The organism is Bradyrhizobium canariense (assembly GCF_019402665.1).
Taxonomy (GTDB): domain Bacteria; phylum Pseudomonadota; class Alphaproteobacteria; order Rhizobiales; family Xanthobacteraceae; genus Bradyrhizobium; species Bradyrhizobium canariense.
The window spans coordinates 1-15,175 of sequence record NZ_VSST01000011.1 but is presented as its reverse complement, the minus strand read 5'-3'; the positions used below and the strand labels follow the sequence as shown (position 1 = coordinate 15,175).

15 protein-coding genes and 1 pseudogene are annotated in these 15,175 nt (G+C 60.9%); 11 read left to right on the top strand and 5 right to left on the bottom strand.

Annotated features, from left to right (window positions below; translation table 11 throughout):
• Positions 1-51 precede the first annotated feature (51 nt).
• From FXB41_RS04525 to FXB41_RS04505, 5 genes are read left to right on the top strand one after another with little or no spacing between them, the layout of a single operon-like run.
• A complete protein-coding gene (locus FXB41_RS04525; protein WP_219680068.1) occupies positions 52-876 on the top strand; it encodes a molecular chaperone TorD family protein in 825 nt (274 codons plus the stop codon).
• On the top strand, positions 873-1,082 hold the full coding sequence (locus tag FXB41_RS04520) for a twin-arginine translocation signal domain-containing protein (protein ID WP_219680064.1): 210 nt from the start codon (positions 873-875) through the stop codon (positions 1,080-1,082). Before FXB41_RS04525 ends, FXB41_RS04520 begins: the two co-directional genes overlap by 4 nt.
• A gap of 12 nt (positions 1,083-1,094) precedes the next feature.
• Positions 1,095-4,043: a formate dehydrogenase subunit alpha gene (locus FXB41_RS04515; protein WP_219680061.1), complete on the top strand. Its 2,949-nt coding sequence runs from the start codon at positions 1,095-1,097 to the stop codon at positions 4,041-4,043.
• Between the two features lie 12 nt (positions 4,044-4,055).
• Complete coding sequence (gene fdh3B / locus FXB41_RS04510) at positions 4,056-4,652, top strand: formate dehydrogenase FDH3 subunit beta (RefSeq protein ID WP_007592757.1); 597 nt, start codon at positions 4,056-4,058, stop codon at positions 4,650-4,652.
• Between the two features lie 39 nt (positions 4,653-4,691).
• On the top strand, positions 4,692-5,693 hold the full coding sequence (locus tag FXB41_RS04505) for a formate dehydrogenase subunit gamma (RefSeq protein WP_219680058.1): 1,002 nt from the start codon (positions 4,692-4,694) through the stop codon (positions 5,691-5,693).
• Positions 5,694-5,728: 35 nt separating this feature from the next.
• On the opposite strand, the gene FXB41_RS04500 is transcribed toward FXB41_RS04505, so the two are convergent.
• Complete coding sequence (locus tag FXB41_RS04500; protein ID WP_007592755.1) at positions 5,729-5,932, bottom strand: hypothetical protein; 204 nt, start codon at positions 5,930-5,932, stop codon at positions 5,729-5,731.
• 734 nt (positions 5,933-6,666) lie between these two features.
• Here FXB41_RS04500 and FXB41_RS04495 point away from each other — a divergent pair.
• Both FXB41_RS04495 and FXB41_RS04490 read left to right on the top strand, forming a co-directional pair.
• Positions 6,667-7,028, top strand: a pseudogene (locus FXB41_RS04495) (PRC-barrel domain-containing protein).
• 612 nt (positions 7,029-7,640) lie between these two features.
• Positions 7,641-7,790, top strand: a complete 150-nt coding sequence (locus FXB41_RS04490; protein WP_198288232.1) for a hypothetical protein — start codon at positions 7,641-7,643, stop codon at positions 7,788-7,790.
• A gap of 131 nt (positions 7,791-7,921) precedes the next feature.
• Here the strand turns inward: FXB41_RS04490 and FXB41_RS04485 are convergent, their stop codons facing one another.
• From FXB41_RS04485 to FXB41_RS04470, 4 genes are all read right to left on the bottom strand, one after another.
• The gene (locus tag FXB41_RS04485; protein ID WP_007592751.1) at positions 7,922-8,251 is read right to left on the bottom strand and encodes a GcrA family cell cycle regulator; all 330 of its coding nucleotides are present in this window, start codon (positions 8,249-8,251) and stop codon (positions 7,922-7,924) included.
• Between the two features lie 37 nt (positions 8,252-8,288).
• On the bottom strand, positions 8,289-8,459 hold the full coding sequence (locus FXB41_RS04480; RefSeq protein WP_007592749.1) for a hypothetical protein: 171 nt from the start codon (positions 8,457-8,459) through the stop codon (positions 8,289-8,291).
• Positions 8,460-8,610: 151 nt separating this feature from the next.
• On the bottom strand, positions 8,611-8,922 hold the full coding sequence (locus tag FXB41_RS04475; RefSeq protein ID WP_219680055.1) for a hypothetical protein: 312 nt from the start codon (positions 8,920-8,922) through the stop codon (positions 8,611-8,613).
• Positions 8,923-9,087: 165 nt separating this feature from the next.
• The gene (locus FXB41_RS04470) at positions 9,088-9,303 is read right to left on the bottom strand and encodes a dodecin family protein (protein WP_035994976.1); all 216 of its coding nucleotides are present in this window, start codon (positions 9,301-9,303) and stop codon (positions 9,088-9,090) included.
• 220 nt (positions 9,304-9,523) lie between these two features.
• On the opposite strand from FXB41_RS04470, the gene FXB41_RS04465 reads away from it, so the two are divergent.
• The 4 genes from FXB41_RS04465 (at position 9,524) to FXB41_RS04450 (ending at position 14,890) form a co-directional block, all read left to right on the top strand.
• The gene (locus FXB41_RS04465; RefSeq protein ID WP_246648595.1) at positions 9,524-9,922 is read left to right on the top strand and encodes a YybH family protein; all 399 of its coding nucleotides are present in this window, start codon (positions 9,524-9,526) and stop codon (positions 9,920-9,922) included.
• Between the two features lie 42 nt (positions 9,923-9,964).
• A complete protein-coding gene (locus FXB41_RS04460) occupies positions 9,965-13,336 on the top strand; it encodes an adenylate/guanylate cyclase domain-containing protein (protein WP_219680049.1) in 3,372 nt (1,123 codons plus the stop codon).
• A gap of 387 nt (positions 13,337-13,723) precedes the next feature.
• Positions 13,724-14,071 carry a hypothetical protein gene (locus FXB41_RS04455; RefSeq protein WP_219680045.1) on the top strand — a complete coding sequence of 116 codons (348 nt, stop codon included), beginning with the start codon at positions 13,724-13,726 and terminating at the stop codon, positions 14,069-14,071.
• A 318-nt stretch (positions 14,072-14,389) separates the two neighbouring features.
• On the top strand, positions 14,390-14,890 hold the full coding sequence (locus tag FXB41_RS04450) for an RraA family protein (protein ID WP_246648594.1): 501 nt from the start codon (positions 14,390-14,392) through the stop codon (positions 14,888-14,890).
• Positions 14,891-15,175: the final 285 nt, after the last annotated feature.

Here is a 15,175-nt window from a genome sequence, read left to right as displayed (position 1 = left end):
GTTGCGCAAGTAAAATTGCTCGCTCGAGGGTCTCAGGCAACGGAGGTCCATGTGCGTGACGCCGGGCTCTATCGCGCCATTGACGCCGCAGGCGGCGTGGCCCAGCTTGCGCGCAAAATCCACATCAGCCAGCCCTCGATTTCGAACTGGAGCAAGATACCCGCTCAGCGGGTGATTGCGGTCGAAGCTGCAACAGGTGTTCCTCGGGCCGAGCTGCGGCCTGATCTCTATCCCGATCACCATCACGAACACACGGCATCGCAAGACAGCATCGATCCGATCGATGTCGCGCGAGCGCAGGAATATGTCCTTCTCGCCGCCTTGCTCGCAGCTGCGCCGTCCAAGCGCTTGCTCGATCGGCTTACGGGTTTGAGCGGAGACGGCACGCCACTCGGTCAGGCTCACGCCGGCTTGGCGGAAGCCGCTTCGCACACGACCGCAGCTCAGGTCGAACGTGAATATTTCGACCTTTTTGTCGGTCTCGGCCGCGGTGAGTTGCTGCCCTACGCCTCCTACTATTTGACCGGCTTCCTCAACGAGCGGCCGTTGTCACGTTTGCGGACGGATCTCGCGGAGCTCGGCATCGCGCGCGCCGAGGGCAATTCCGAGCCTGAGGATCATGCCGCCATCCTCTGCGCGATCATGGCCGGAATGGCTGATGGCCGCTGGGAAGCGCCGTTCGTTGCGCAGCGTGCGCTGTTCGAGAAACACGTTTCGTCCTGGATGGGACGTCTGTTTGGCGACATGGAGCAGGCGGCGAGCGCAAGGTTCTACCGCACGGTCGGCACGTTCGGCCGCCTGTTTATCGAGATCGAGAGGCAAGGATTTTCGTTCGCGAAGTGGCCATGCGAGGCTGGTCCGGGAGAGGTGCGATGAGCGATGAAAAGAAAGCGATCGTCGGACGGCGCGACTTCCTCCGCAGGGTTGGCATCGGCACGGTAGGCGCTGGGGCCATGTTGGCGACGCCACTCGTCGGTTCCGCGCAGGCCGACAGCGAGAATGACGATGAGAAGCGCAAGTCGCGCTACAAGGAATCCGATCACGTGAAGGCCTATTACCGCGTCAACCGCTATCCCGCCTGAGGGAGGCCGCCCGTGCTTATCAAGCGAACACAAGAGCATTCCGGATCCGTCCGCCGCGGCTCGGTCGCCGACACCATGGCAAGGCAGACCGGCGGTCTCGATCGCCGCGCCTTCCTGCGCCGGTCCGGTCTTGCGGGTGGCGCGCTCGCGGCACTCGGGACCATGCCGATTTCCGGCGTGCGCAAGGCGGAAGCGGCCGTGGCGGGTCCGCTGACCGCCGGGGCCACCGCCAAGAAAAGCATCTGCACGCATTGTTCGGTCGGATGCACCGTGACCGCGGAGGTGTTGAACGGGGTCTGGATCGGCCAGGAGCCGAGCTGGGATTCCCCCATCAATCGAGGATCTCATTGCGCGAAGGGAGCTTCCGTACGCGAGCTGGTGCACAGCGAGCGGCGTTTGCGCTATCCGATGAAGCTCTTAAACGGGCAATGGACGCGCGTCTCCTGGGAGACTGCGATCAACGAGATCGGCGACAAGATCATCGAAGTTCGCGAAAAATCGGGTCCCGATTCCGTTTATTGGCTCGGCTCGGCCAAGATGACCAATGAAGGCGCTTATCTGTTCCGCAAGCTCGGGGCGTTCTGGGGCACCAACAACACCGACCATCAGGCACGCATCTGCCATTCGACCACTGTCACCGGCGTCGCCAATACTTGGGGCTATGGCGCGATGACCAATAGCTACAACGATATCCGCAACGCCAAAACCCAGATGATCATGGGCGGCAATCCGGCCGAGGCGCATCCGGTTTCGTTGCAGCATCTGCTCGAGGGCAAGGAGCTGCAAAAGGCCAACTTCATCGTCATCGACCCGCGCATGACACGCACCGCTGCGCACGCCACGGAATATGTGCGGATGCGTCCGGGCACCGACATTCCGGTGCTCTACGGCATCATGTGGCACATCCTTCAGAACGGTTGGGAGGACAAGGAATTCATCAGGCAGCGCGTCTACGGCTTCGACGATCTCCGCAAGGAAGTGGAGAAATGGAATCCGAATGAGGTGGAGCGCGTCACCGGCATTCCAGGCGAACAGCTCAAGCGGGTCGCCAAGCTGTTCGCCACCGAGAAGCCGTCGACCTTGATCTGGGCCATGGGCCAGACCCAGAAGACCGTCGGCACCGCCAATGTGAGGGCGAGCTGCATCCTGTTGCTCTTGACCGGCAATGTGGGCGGACCGGGCATGGGTGCCAACATCTTCCGCGGCCACGACAACGTGCAGGGGGCGACCGACGTTGGGCTCGATATTGTGACGTTGCCGTTCTACTACGGTCTCGCCGAGGGCGCGTGGAAGCACTGGTCGCGGGTCTGGGACGTTGACTACGAATTCCTGAAGTCGCGCTTCGATTCCAAGCAGATCATGGAGACTCCCGGCATTCCTCTGACCCGCTGGTTCGAGGCAGTAACGCTGCCGAAAGATCAGGTCGCTCAGAAGGACAACGTGCGGGCAGTGTTCGTCCAGGGACACGCCAGCAACAGCATCACACGCATTCCGGAGTCTCTCAAAGGCCTGAAGGCGCTGGACCTGCTTGTCATTGCCGACCCGCATCCCACGACCTGGGCATCGCTGGCGATCGAGGCCGGCCGCAAGGATGGCGTCTACATTCTTCCGGTGGCCACGCAATTCGAGTGCAAGGGATCGCGCGTCGCCTCGAACCGCTCGCTGCAATGGGGCGAGCAGATCGTCAAACCGATCTTCGAATCCAAGGACGATCTCGAGGTCATCTATCTGATGGCCAAGAAGCTCGGCTTCGCCGACCAGATGTTCAAGAAAATCAAGGTCGAGAACGATCTGCCTGAAGCAGAAGATGTGCTGCGCGAAATGAACCGCGGCAGCTGGTCGACCGGCTATTGCGGGCAATCGCCTGAGCGGCTTAAGGCGCACATGAAGAATCAGGCGAAGTTCGACATGCTGACGATGCGAGCCCCCAAGGACGATCCAGAGGTCGGCGGCGATTATTACGGTCTGCCGTGGCCATGCTGGGGCTCGCCGGAGGTCCGGCATCCCGGCACGCCGCTGCTCTACAACACCAATCTCGCGGTGATGGACGGCGGCGGCACGTTCCGGCCGCGCTTCGGCATTGAGCGCGAGGAGAAGCTGCCAGACGGGTCCACGCGCAAGGTCAGCCTGCTGGCCGACAAATCCTACTCTAAGGATTCCGAGATCCAGGACGGCTATCCCGAATTCACGCTGGCGAGCCTGAAGAAGCTTGGCTGGGACACGGATCTCACCGAGGCGGAGATGGCCACGATCATGAAGATCAATCCGACCAATCCGGATTCGGTGTCCTGGTCGCTCGATCTCTCAGGAGGCATCCAGCGGGTCGCGCTCAAACACGGCTGCGTGCCGTACGGCAACGGCAAGGCACGCATGAACGCCTTCGGCCTGCCCGATCCGATTCCGGTCCATCGCGAGCCGATCTACACGCCACGTGTCGATCTTGTCGAGAAATATCCGACGCTGCCCGATGCCAAGCAGTTTCGCATGCCCAACATCGGCTTTTCGGTGCAGAAGGCTGCTGTGGAGAAGGGGATTGCCAAGCAGTTCCCGCTCATCCTCTCGTCGGGTCGTCTGGTCGAGTATGAGGGAGGTGGGGAGGAGACGCGTACCAATCCGTGGCTTGCCGAACTACAGCAGGACATGTTCATCGAAATCAACCCGGCCGATGCTGCTGATCGCGGCGTCAAGGATGGCGGCTGGGTCTGGGTCACCGGCGCAGAGAACAATTCCAGAGCGAGGATGAAAGCGCTCGTCACCGAGCGTGTCGGCAAGGGCGTCGCCTGGATGCCCTTCCATTTCGGCGGCTGGCTGGCAGGGAAGGATCTTCGCAGCGCCTATCCGAAGGGGACCGATCCGATCGTTCTCGGCGAAAGCGCGAACACCATCACGACCTACGGATATGATCCCGCGACGGGCATGCAGGAACCGAAGGTCACTCTTTGCCAAATCGCGGCGGCATAAGGAGCAACGACGATGGCCCGTATGAAATTCCTCTGCGACGCCGACCGTTGCATCGAGTGCAATGCCTGCGTCACCGCCTGCAAGAACGAGCATGAGGTGCCCTGGGGTATCAACCGGCGCCGCGTGGTCACCATAAATGATGGCAAGCCAGGCGAGCGTTCGATCTCGATGGCCTGTATGCACTGCACCGACGCACCCTGCGCAGCCGTGTGCCCCGTGAACTGTTTCTACACCACCGCCGATGGCGTGGTGCTGCACTCCAAGGACCTCTGCATCGGCTGCGGCTATTGCTTCTACGCCTGTCCGTTCGGCGCGCCGCAATATCCCAAGGTCGGGAACTTCGGCTCACGCGGCAAGATGGACAAATGCACCTACTGCGCCGGCGGCCCCGAGGCCGATGGCAGCAAGGAGGAATACGAGAAGTACGGCGCGAACCGGCTGGCGGAGGGCAAGTTGCCGCTGTGTGCCGAAATGTGTTCGACGAAGTCATTGCTCGCCGGCGACGGGGAGATTATCGCCCAGATCTACAAGGAACGCGTGATGAAGCGCGGCTACGGCTCCGGCGCGTGGGGCTGGAAGACCGCGTATCGCGAGACGATCGAGTCCTGACGCGGACGACAGTCAAGGATGCGATACCGGGAGGCGCAGATGGCGTCATTTGGAAGATTCATTCGCCTGGCATTTGGCGCATGCGCGCTGCTTCTGGTGATCATGGCGGCTCCAGCGAGCACCCAGCAGGTCAATCCGACCGCAAGCTCCGTCAAGGAGCAGCAGTTGCTGCAGGAGCTGAACCGAATCCAGGGCCGTGTCAGCATTCCGGATCAGAGATCGGGCGTGCTTGAGCAGCCACAGGGACGCGAATGGCGGGAGTTTCGCAATGTCACGCTGCGCTGGATCGGGGGCGTCGCGATTATCGGCATGCTGGCTTTGCTCGTGATCTTCTATCTCACCCGTGGCATGGTGCGGCTTGAAAGCGGGCGATCGGGGCGCACCATTGTGCGCTTCACGCTGTTTGAGCGCTTCGTGCATTGGATGACAGCGACCTGCTTCATCATCCTCGCCATCTCGGGTCTGAACATCACCTTCGGGCGGCCGTTGTTATTGCCGTTGATCGGTTTTGAAGCGTTCTCCGAATGGTCACAATGGGCGAAGTATGCCCACAACTATCTGAGTTTCCCGTTCACCGTCGGCGTCGTCCTGATCTTCCTGCAGTGGATCGCGGGAAATCTCCCGAACAAGGTGGACGTCGCCTGGATCAAGCGGGGAGGGGGCATTGTCGGCCATGATCATCCACCGGCCTATCGCTTCAACGCCGGCCAGAAGATGATTTACTGGATCGTCGTAATCGGGGGCGGCCTCGTTGCAGCGACGGGATACGAGCTGATGTTCCCGTTCTACGTCAGCGGCATTGAAGGCATGCAGATGGCCCAGATCATCCACTCCGTGGTTGCCGTGCTATTCGTGGCCGCAATGATAGCACATATCTACATCGGCACGATCGGGATGGAGGGGGCTTTCGAGGCCATGGGTTCGGGTGAGGTCGACCTCAACTGGGCACGCGAACATCATAGCCTCTGGCTCGACGAACAGAGTGGGCGAACCGGGCCGAACGATCAAAAGCCGCAACCAGTGACCGCTGCGGCGGAATGAGGGGGAACGGCTGAAGAGGGCCAGTCAGGTGTGCTCTATTGCGTGCGCCCTCTGGCAAACAGAACGGACCGGTCCTCGATCTCCTGCTCGGCCAGCGTGCTCGCCTGGGCTGTCTGCAGCTCTTGAATGTTTGGCATGCCGCTCTGTGCAGAGTGAAGAAGTGCATGCGGTCTGAGCACGCTGGTCGCCGCACCGATGACGAGCAGGGCCGTGACGAGCGAAAGCATAAGGCGTTTCATTCGACATCTCCGTCCGGTGTTGTATCCGCCAAGACGGCGTAGGCTCTAATTGGTCCCGGTGATGTGAGCCGCCTCACATCCTTCGAGCCTTTCTTCCGGTTCCGACGGCTGAACGAAGGTCGGGCAGTCCATCGATGGTTTGCGCCGCCAAACAAGAAGTATGGACCGCGCACGTGTTCCGGAGCTTAGAAGGGCCGAAGGTCCAACAATGGAAGACAGCTGCGAGTTGCCGACCTATATCGCCATCTCATCTTGCCCTGTCATGACACCTGGAAGGTCGCAATCATGTCGGACGGGCAGCAAGATGCGGGGAGGTGATCGGAGCGATCGTGGGCCGGCTGCGCACCGAGTACGACTTGAAAAAGCTGAACCAGCGGCTTCACGCGTACTCAGGTCGTCCAGGACCTCGCCAAACCTCCGTATCACGGTTGCGTCTCCGAAGTGGCCCATCGCCGCATCCCCGCTGCGGCTGAAGGCGACCGCGCTGAGAGCTTTCGCGAAAGCGCCTCGGCCTTTATCACAGAGGTGTAATCAGGCCAGCAAGGCCGCGTCCCTCCGCCATTCCGCTGCCCGCAGGAACCTTGGACCTGCTTGCCCCCCACGGGCAGCGCGGGCCGCGCCGTCCGGGGTGGCCCCATCGCTGACGATGGCGAGAACAACATTACCAGGGCTTCAGCCAGGAACGGAGCCATTCTCGCCCGGTTGACTCCGGAAGATTCATCCGGGAGGTCAACATGGCCATGGAAGATCGCGAAACCTTCAGCTTGATCGGAAGCGACAAGGTCGAAGGCACGAACGTGTACGGGGCCGACGGAGGAAAGGTGGGCTACATCGAGCGGGTCATGATCGACAAGGTCAGCGGCAAAGTGTCGTACGCGGTGCTCAGCTTCCGGGGGGCTGCTCGGCATTGGCGACGATCACTATCCGTTGCCATGGCAGGCGCTGAGATACGACCAACCTCGGGGGCTACGTCACCGGCATCACCCAGGACCAGCTCCGCGGCGCCCCGAAAGACGCCGACGAGAGCAGCTGGAATTGGAGTGACCCCGCGACCACGCGCTCCGTGAATGCTTACTACGGTGTGCCGGTGCGCTGAGGCGCACGACATTCGCGGGCCGACGCACTTACCGTCACGCGAGACGACCGCATCGGTCGCCGAGGCGAGTAATGCCATTCGTGTTCTGGTCGTGGAGGATGAAGCTCGGATCTGCAGCTTGACCGAGGACGCCTTTTCGACGGCGGTTTCGAAGTGCCTACTTGGTCAATTCGGGGGGACGGTTGCGCGGACGACGAACGGGCCGCGCGAGTAGCCAGCGGAAACCGAGGCTCGCAATCCTCGACCTGCGCCTCGAGGAGCCCGTTCGCGACAATGAGCGCCTTGACCGCCTCCCGGGTGTCTCGACCGCAGGCAGCGATGGCCTGGCAGCGGCAGCCTCCAATTCGAACGGTGCCGATCGGGATGGCTCCCGATCCCGATTCACTAACCAAGTCTACCTAAGTATGGTCACTTCATACCTGCGCGCGATGGCGCCGACCAAGAGCTAATGTTACCGATACATCCAGACTGAAAAGCAACGGAACCGGCCCTGCGAGCCGGCAGTTGCGGGACGAGACCGGCGGCGTAGCGCCCGCCGGCCCTTCTCCCGATCTAGCGGCGCTTCGCCGCTCAACTGACGCTTACGGCCGTAGTTAGTGCAGAGAGTCCGCCATGAGAAACATCGCCGACCTCCTGATGCGGTTCAGACGGGGAAGCCAACGCGTGTCCAATACTCAGGTTGCAGCTATGGCTGAAAACCAAGATCGATCCAGCATGGCTGATTTTGTCCGGATCCTGCAGGCCTACGATCAAGCCCAGTAGGGCAGGGGTTTGGTGCGAGCGCGTCAGTCCGTGATCCAAGCAGATGAAGCCTTGGGATGGGTATACGACTGCCGAACCCGTCGAACTTGGCCAGGGACTTGCGGGAGCACAACCACATTCTTGGTGAGCTCTTATCCAGTGTTTCTGACCGCCTCTGCCAGCATGGAGTAGAGCTGCTGTTTGCTGAATTCCTTGGGCGGCTGCCTCTGCACTGTGTTCCGCGACACCTTCCGTGCGACTGGACGGGCGCAGGCCGCCGACGAGGTCGGCCTCAACTTCGGGCGCGGCCTTATCTTGGGCCTTGCTGTGGGCGGCTTGTGGCCGCGCTTCAAGCCCAGACGGGTCAGCATGCCGCAGACCGCGTTACGACTGCACCCGAGACGACGCGCAATCTGCGCCGCGCTCTGTCCTGCGGACCAGAGTCTGTTGAGGAGCGCTATGTCTTTCGCATCCCAGCCCATGAGAGATATTATAGCGCCGACTGCGGAACACGCCAGTCTAGTCTTCGTCCGGCTCGCGCACGACCGGCGGGTCGTCAGCGTCATCTTCCTCTTCGTCGTCCTCGTCGTCTTCATCGGGATCTCTTGGCGGCATCGCGGTGCCCATAAGCACAAGCGGTGTCCAGTAGATCGCGGTGGTGGAAAATGCTTCGAAGGTATGTTGCTTCATGTGGCTCTACTCCTCGAAAACACGCGTAGTCGCATATTCATGGCGGACGGCACGCGCGTCCAGGGCGCGACCGGTGCAAACGAGATGGGAACATCAAGTCGACGACAGGAGCAAAGGAGGCCAACCGCCACGCAAATGGCGGCGTTTTCAGCTACTTTATGCCCGAGAATTCATTCGGCTCTATGTTCACCAAAACGTCGCCGGTGGTGATTTCGGGAACTCCAAGATCGAGGTCATGTAGACTTGCTTGAACAAACGCGAGTATCTTGGCGTTCGCTGCATTGGCGCTTTCGCGATCGTCAAATATCATCACGGCGATACCAACGCCGTCGCCCGCATCCAGCACATAGTAAGATCTGAATCCGTGCGATTGCCTTAGGATCTGGCCGACGCCGCTCTTGGCGCGGCGAGCGGCGTCCGCTACCGAACGAACCTTGGTGTACTTGCGAATGACCATGTACATAAGGCCACCACGCGCCACACGCCCCGACGCATCAAAGCATATCGGTCCCGGTCGGACTAGGGCCAACTTCCGAGACGGGGCCACAGTGTCCGGCTAGGCGAACCGGGCAACGCGCCTACTCCAATGAGTCCTCCTCGCCCTACGCATGGGGCGAGGTGCTGAGGCTCAGGAGCCCTCGAACTTGAACGATACGTTGAGCTTGGCGCGATAGGCTTCGACTTTTCCCTTGTCATCGAGCTGCATATCCAGCTTGACGACCTCTGCAATGCGAAGATCTCGGAGAGATTTTGCAGCTTGCTCGACCGCATTCGCGGCGGCCTTCTCCCACGAGTCGTTGCTCGTACCGACCAGTTCAATGACCTTGTAGACGCTATCAGGCATGTCGTCCTCCTGTCCGGGATGAAGCAGGAAGCAGGTGCTCCCTGCCATTGTGAAATCTAGAAGTCGGAATAAGGCGCTCGTAGCCCTCAGCGGAAGTATGGATGTGCCCTCGTTTCGTCCGCGGCCTAATAGCACGCCCTGTTCCCGCGAGTTCCGATTTCGCGGACTGGCCAGCAGTAGTATGATGGAGGTCACTAAGCCAATTCTGAGGGAGGGAATCATGCCGAACCTGGCCTCCTCGACGAACTCCGACGTGAGAGCCGAAGTTACCGGAGCTTATGCCGCGTGGGATACGGCGTTCAACAAAGCTGACGCCAAAGGGGTCGCGACAGCGTACGTTTCAAACGCGAAAGTGTTACCACCAACGCATCAGGTTATATCGGGTCCGGAAGAAATCGAAAAATTCTTTGCTGGGCTGTTTTCAGGCGGATTCACTGATCACAAACTAACAATCATAGATGCGGGTGGAGACGAGAAGGTCGTCTACAGTACCGCAAAATGGACGGCCAACGGCAAGGGACCGGATGGGAGCCGCCAAAGTGCCGGCGGCATTGCCACCCATGTGTTCGAGCGTCAAGCGGATGGCTCACTGAAGCTGAGGTTACATACCTTCAACTGAACTCGCCGTCGTATCGCTTGGCGCCGCGCGAGGAGACGTCGCGTGGATATAGCCGAATGGCTTCGCAGTCTTGGGCTGGAGCGCTACACTCGCGCTTTCCAGGAAGCCGAAGTCACGCCTGATGTCCTGCACGACCTGACTGAAGCCGATCTGCGAGAACTCGGCTTGCCGCTCGGGCCGCGCAAGACCGTACTGAAAGCGATTCAGGCGCGCATGTCATCGATCGCTTCCGTCGCCACTGATGCTGGTGAGCCAACTGAACGTACAAGGCCGTCACTGCCCTCAGAGGCGGACCGTCGGCAGCTTACGGTCATGTTCGTCGACTTGGTCGGTTCCACCGCGCTCGCCTCAGGGCGCGACCCCGAGGAGCTGAGTGACCTCATGCAGGCCTACCACAACGCCGTGGCGGGCGAGATCGCCCGGTTCGAAGGCCACATAGCCAAGCTCCTGGGCGACGGCGTTCTCGCGTATTTCGGTTGGCCGCGGGCGCATGAAGATGAGGCGGAGCGTGCCGTCCGCGCCGGGCTTCGAGTGACCAAGGCGGTCGCCTCCCTTACCGAGCCGGGCGGTGTAGCGCTTGCCGCGCGCGTCGGCATTGCAACCGGTCTCGTCGTGGTCGGCGAACTGATAGGCGAGGGAGAGGCTCGCGAGCGCGCCGTGATCGGCGAAACCCCGAACCTGGCTGCCCGACTGCAGAGTCTGGCCGAGCCCGGTGATGTGGTGATCGCCGAGTCAACGCGCCGCCTGCTGGCCGAAGCCTTCATTTACCAGGACCTCGGCACAGTGCCGCTCAAAGGTTTCCCGGAGCCGGTGCAGGCCTGGCTTGTCAGTGGTGAGGGCGCAGCCGAGAGTCGATTCGACGCCCAGCACGGCATGGCAACGACCGCGCTCGTCGGACGAGATCAAGAACTTGCATTGCTCCTGGAGCGCTGGGAGCACGCGAAAGAGCGAGAGGGACAGATTGTCCTGCTCGGCGGCGAAGCGGGCATTGGCAAGTCCCGGCTCGTGCGGGCGCTGCGCGACCACCTCGCAGGTGCGCCGCACACGCCACTGAGCCATTTCTGTTCTCCGTTCCATACCAGCACCGCCTTGTATCCTGTCATTGGGCTCCTTGAGCGGGCAGCAGGAATACGACGGGAGGATGCTCCCGAAGAACAGCTCGATAAACTCGAGGCCATGCTCGCTCTTGCCACAAACGACGTGCATGAGAGCGCGCCGGTTCTTGCGGACCTCCTGGCAATCCCGACGGGGGAGAGATACTCGCCACTCGCACTTAGCCCACACCAGAAGAAGGAGCGAACGTTCCAGGCTCTCCTGGAGCAGATACAAGGCCTGGCGGCAAGGCAGCCGCTGCTCGCCGTCTACGAGGATGTTCACTGGGCAGACCCTACCATGCTCGAACTCCTCGACCGGGCCGTTGACGAAGTGCAGCAACTCCCGATTCTGATCATCATCACCTTCCGGCCTGAGTTCGTTCCGCGCTGGGCAGGTCATGGGCACGTGACGGCGCTCTCTTTAAGCCGACTAGGCCGCAGGCAAGGGGCGACTGTCGTTGACCGGATCACTGGCGGCAAAATACTTCCACAAGAGGTGCTTGAGCAGATTCTGGCTAAAACTGATGGCGTGCCGCTGTTTGTCGAGGAACTCACCAAGGCCGTCCTCGAATCCGGGCTGCTCAAAGACCGGGGCAGCTACTATGAGTTGATTGGTCCTTTGCCGCCCCTAGCGATCCCGACGACGCTCCAGGACTCGTTGATGGCGCGCCTCGATCGATTGGCGCCGGTAAAGGAAGTCGCCCAGATCGCGGCATGCATTGGGCGCGAATTCGGACACGAGCTTCTAAGATCGGTAACGGCGCTCGACGAACACGCGCTGCAGCGTGCTCTCAATGATCTAATGACAGCGGAACTCATATTCCGCCGTGGAGCACCTCCGGATACGGGCTACAGCTTCAAACATGCGCTGGTCCAAGACATCGCGCATGAGAGCCTCTTAAAGAGCAAGCGGCAGCAGATCCATGCTCGCATCGCTGCAGCTCTCGAGGAACATTATCCTGCCCGTGCAGAAGCTGAGCCGGAGACGATCGCTTTGCACCTCACGCAGGGGGGACTGGCGGGAAAGGCGGTCGGCTATTGGCTGCGGGCGGGCCGGATTGCCGCGGGGCGTTCCGCCAATCTCGAGGCGATCGCTCATCTCACAAGAGGGCTGGATGCACTCAAGTCGAATCCAGAAGGGCCGGAGCGCGATCGCCAGGAACTCGCCCTGCAAACGGCGATCGGAGGTCCGCTGATTGCCATTCACGGATACACGGCGCCGCAGCTTGGCACGGCCTTCAGCAGGGCCCATGCGCTCTGCTATGAACTCGATGACACGGATGCCTTGTTCGCCACCCTTAGCGGCAAGTTTGTTTTCCACTTCGTGCGAGGCGACTTTGGTGCCATGCAGAGCCTTGTCGCCGAGGCCCAGCGCGCTGCCGAGCGCACCGGGGACACGGCGCTCAAACTAGCTACGCATCGTTTGGCCGCGCTCACCGCCATGCACGCCGGCGACTTTCTTACGGCGCGCTTAGAGCTCGAAGCGATCGTGAGGCGCTATCAGCCGGATACGCATCGGCCGCCACCTGTCCACTATGTACATGATCCGAAGGCCTCGGCGTTACCCTACCTGGCGATCGTGCTTTGGATACTTGGCTATTCCGAACAGGCGCAGAGGGCCAGCCGCGCGGCGTTTGAATACGCTGCGGAGTTAAATCAAACGAACCTTACGGCGCACGTGCAGGTCTATGGCGGAGCGGGGCCTGCGGAGCTGATGGGTGACGTGGCGGGTGTGCATGCGCACGCTGAAGCCATCATCGATCTCGCCGATCAGCACAGTTTGAATTATTGGCGCTTGAGCGGTCTCATCCTGCGGGGTTGGGCAATGGCCCAAGAAGGTGACGTGGAGGGCGGCTTGGCGCTCATGCGCCTCAGTCTGAACGAGAGGGCCAGGCTCGGAGCCAGTTGGTACCAGGTCCGGTACTTGTGGATGCTCGCGGCGATGCACCACCAGTTAGGTGACGACGAAAACGGGCTGGCCACCCTGGCCGAAGCGAAGGCCATTGCTGCGCGCAACGAAGAACATATGTGGGAGGCGGAGCTTGCATGCATGGAGGGCGAACTGCATCGCACTCGTGGTGCTCCAGCTGGGGAGGTCGAGAACTACTTGCAAGCTGCGCTCAAGATTGCTCAAAGCCAAAGCGCGAAATCCTTTGAATTACGTGCGGCCATGAGTCTGGCTCGGCTTTGGCGCGACCAGGGCAGGAAGGCCGACGCGAGAGGCCTCCTTGGTCCCGTCTACGGCTGGTTTACGGAAGGGTTGGAAACATCAGACCTTCGTTCTGCCAAAGCACTCTTGGAGGAAATCGCTGAAGTTTAACGTCACGTGTTCGGCGGTGCACCATTCGCATGGTTCGGGGCTTCCGGTGGACCGAAGCTTCTGCTGAGGCTCGCGCAATCTGGAAAACTAAATTGGTTGTTGATGGGCACCCGGGCCCGCACTCGCGATCGTACTGGCAAGACCCAAGAGGGTGCGGCAGCGCGAGAAGCGGCAAAAAGAGCAGCTGCTGGGCAAGCGCTTTAACGACGCAGAGCGCGTCTTCAGATCGATGCAACAAGATCACTTGGATGCGCTGATGGTATCTGATGAAAGCCGAGCATTTCACCAATGGTGCGATGATTGCCGAACTGGCGGCTGAAGCCCAAATTCCCACAATGTATGCTTATGGGGACTTCGTCCAAGTTGGCGGACTGATGGCTTATTCGATTGACCTACCGGACATCCTTTCGCCGCCTCGCCAATATCATCGATAAGGTTCGTGAAGGTACGAATCCGGGTGATATTCCGTTTTACCGGCGCCGAGGCATGTGTGCTTGCACGCTCGTCAACGCGATCCCCGGCCTGAGTTGCATGGCGCCGGATGGTGCGTTCTACCTCTATGTCAATTGCGGTGGCTTGATCGGCAAGACCACGCCCGACGGCAAACGGCTCGACGCCGACGGCGACGTGGTTTTGTATTTTCTCGACAGCGCCGGCGTCGCGTTGGTTGCGGAACGGCCTATGGACTTTCGCCCTACTTCAGGCTTTCGATCACCACCGATATTGAAACATTGACCGACGGCGTCGCGCGCATCGCGCGGGCCGTGTTCGATTTGCGCTAATACTCCACACAGGATTCGAAGCCATGCAGACCTCCGGTCTCACGAAGAATGCTTCCGCACCGCGGATATCGGCCGACATCATTACTGCGCTTCGCGACATCCCCGTGGCGCTCTTGAGTGACAATATGCAGCGGAACAGCGGCTCCGTCGGGCTCGCGCCCTACCACAAGCCCGCCCCGCTCGCCGGAACGGCGGTCACAGTGCTCACTCGAGGGGGGGAGACAACCTCGCAATCCTGCGCGCCTTCGAATTTTGCCGGCCGGGCGATGTCATGGTGATCGACGCGGGTGGCGACATCACGAATGCGGTGATCGGCGGTATTCTATCCTTCTACGGGGCAACGATAGGTCTTGCTGGGGTGATCGATGGAGCTATCCGCGACGTGGCGGAAATCCGGGAGCGGACGTTTCCGATCTATGCACGCGGCGTCAATCACCGCGGCCGCTACAAGGATGGTCCTGGCGCGATCAATGTGCCGGTCACGGTCGGTGGGATGGTCGTGCGGCCAGGTGATCTGCTCGTTGGCGATCAGGATGGCCTGCTCGCATTCGCGCCCGATGCGGCTCGCTCGTTGATCACGAATGCCGAGACTCAGCGTGCCCGTGAAGAAGCCACGATGCAGGCCATGCGTGACGGTCGGTGGGATCGTTCGTTCATCGACGCATTGGAAGCGCGGTGCGCGAACGGAAGCGCCAAAGCGGAGGAAGCAGGGACCTACCGGGACGGCTTGCTGAGCAAGGAAGCCCCGGATCGAGCATGCCATGGTGAATGATCGCGTTCTCCGAATATCCCCACGTGTAAAGTACCGGGCCGGCGATTGTCGATCTCGACGGCAAGCAGCCGTCCGTTGATGCCGACCGGCATGATCGCGTCGACGAACAGGACATCAAATCCCGCCGCCCGATCCATCAATCCAAGCGCTTCGGGGCCATGATTGGGTCTGGTTGGCCCTCGGTTGCTGTAGTTCGCTCAAACTCGCCCATGATGGACTGGAGCGAGAGAGGATGATCGTACCGGTAGTCATCCGCGCAGAGGATTGAATTGCTGGTCGGCATCG

Coding starts and splice junctions, on each gene's coding strand:
- FXB41_RS04520 (WP_219680064.1), top strand. CDS start 873: ATGAGCGATGAAAAGAAAGCGATCGTCGGACGGCGCGACTTCCTCCGC.
- fdh3B (WP_007592757.1), top strand. CDS start 4,056: ATGGCCCGTATGAAATTCCTCTGCGACGCCGACCGTTGCATCGAGTGC.
- FXB41_RS04505 (WP_219680058.1), top strand. CDS start 4,692: ATGGCGTCATTTGGAAGATTCATTCGCCTGGCATTTGGCGCATGCGCG.
- FXB41_RS04500 (WP_007592755.1), bottom strand. CDS start 5,932: ATGAAACGCCTTATGCTTTCGCTCGTCACGGCCCTGCTCGTCATCGGT.
- FXB41_RS04490 (WP_198288232.1), top strand. CDS start 7,641: ATGAGAAACATCGCCGACCTCCTGATGCGGTTCAGACGGGGAAGCCAA.
- FXB41_RS04485 (WP_007592751.1), bottom strand. CDS start 8,251: ATGGGCTGGGATGCGAAAGACATAGCGCTCCTCAACAGACTCTGGTCC.
- FXB41_RS04480 (WP_007592749.1), bottom strand. CDS start 8,459: ATGAAGCAACATACCTTCGAAGCATTTTCCACCACCGCGATCTACTGG.
- FXB41_RS04475 (WP_219680055.1), bottom strand. CDS start 8,922: ATGTACATGGTCATTCGCAAGTACACCAAGGTTCGTTCGGTAGCGGAC.
- FXB41_RS04470 (WP_035994976.1), bottom strand. CDS start 9,303: ATGCCTGATAGCGTCTACAAGGTCATTGAACTGGTCGGTACGAGCAAC.
- FXB41_RS04465 (WP_246648595.1), top strand. CDS start 9,524: ATGCCGAACCTGGCCTCCTCGACGAACTCCGACGTGAGAGCCGAAGTT.
- FXB41_RS04450 (WP_246648594.1), top strand. CDS start 14,390: ATGGTGATCGACGCGGGTGGCGACATCACGAATGCGGTGATCGGCGGT.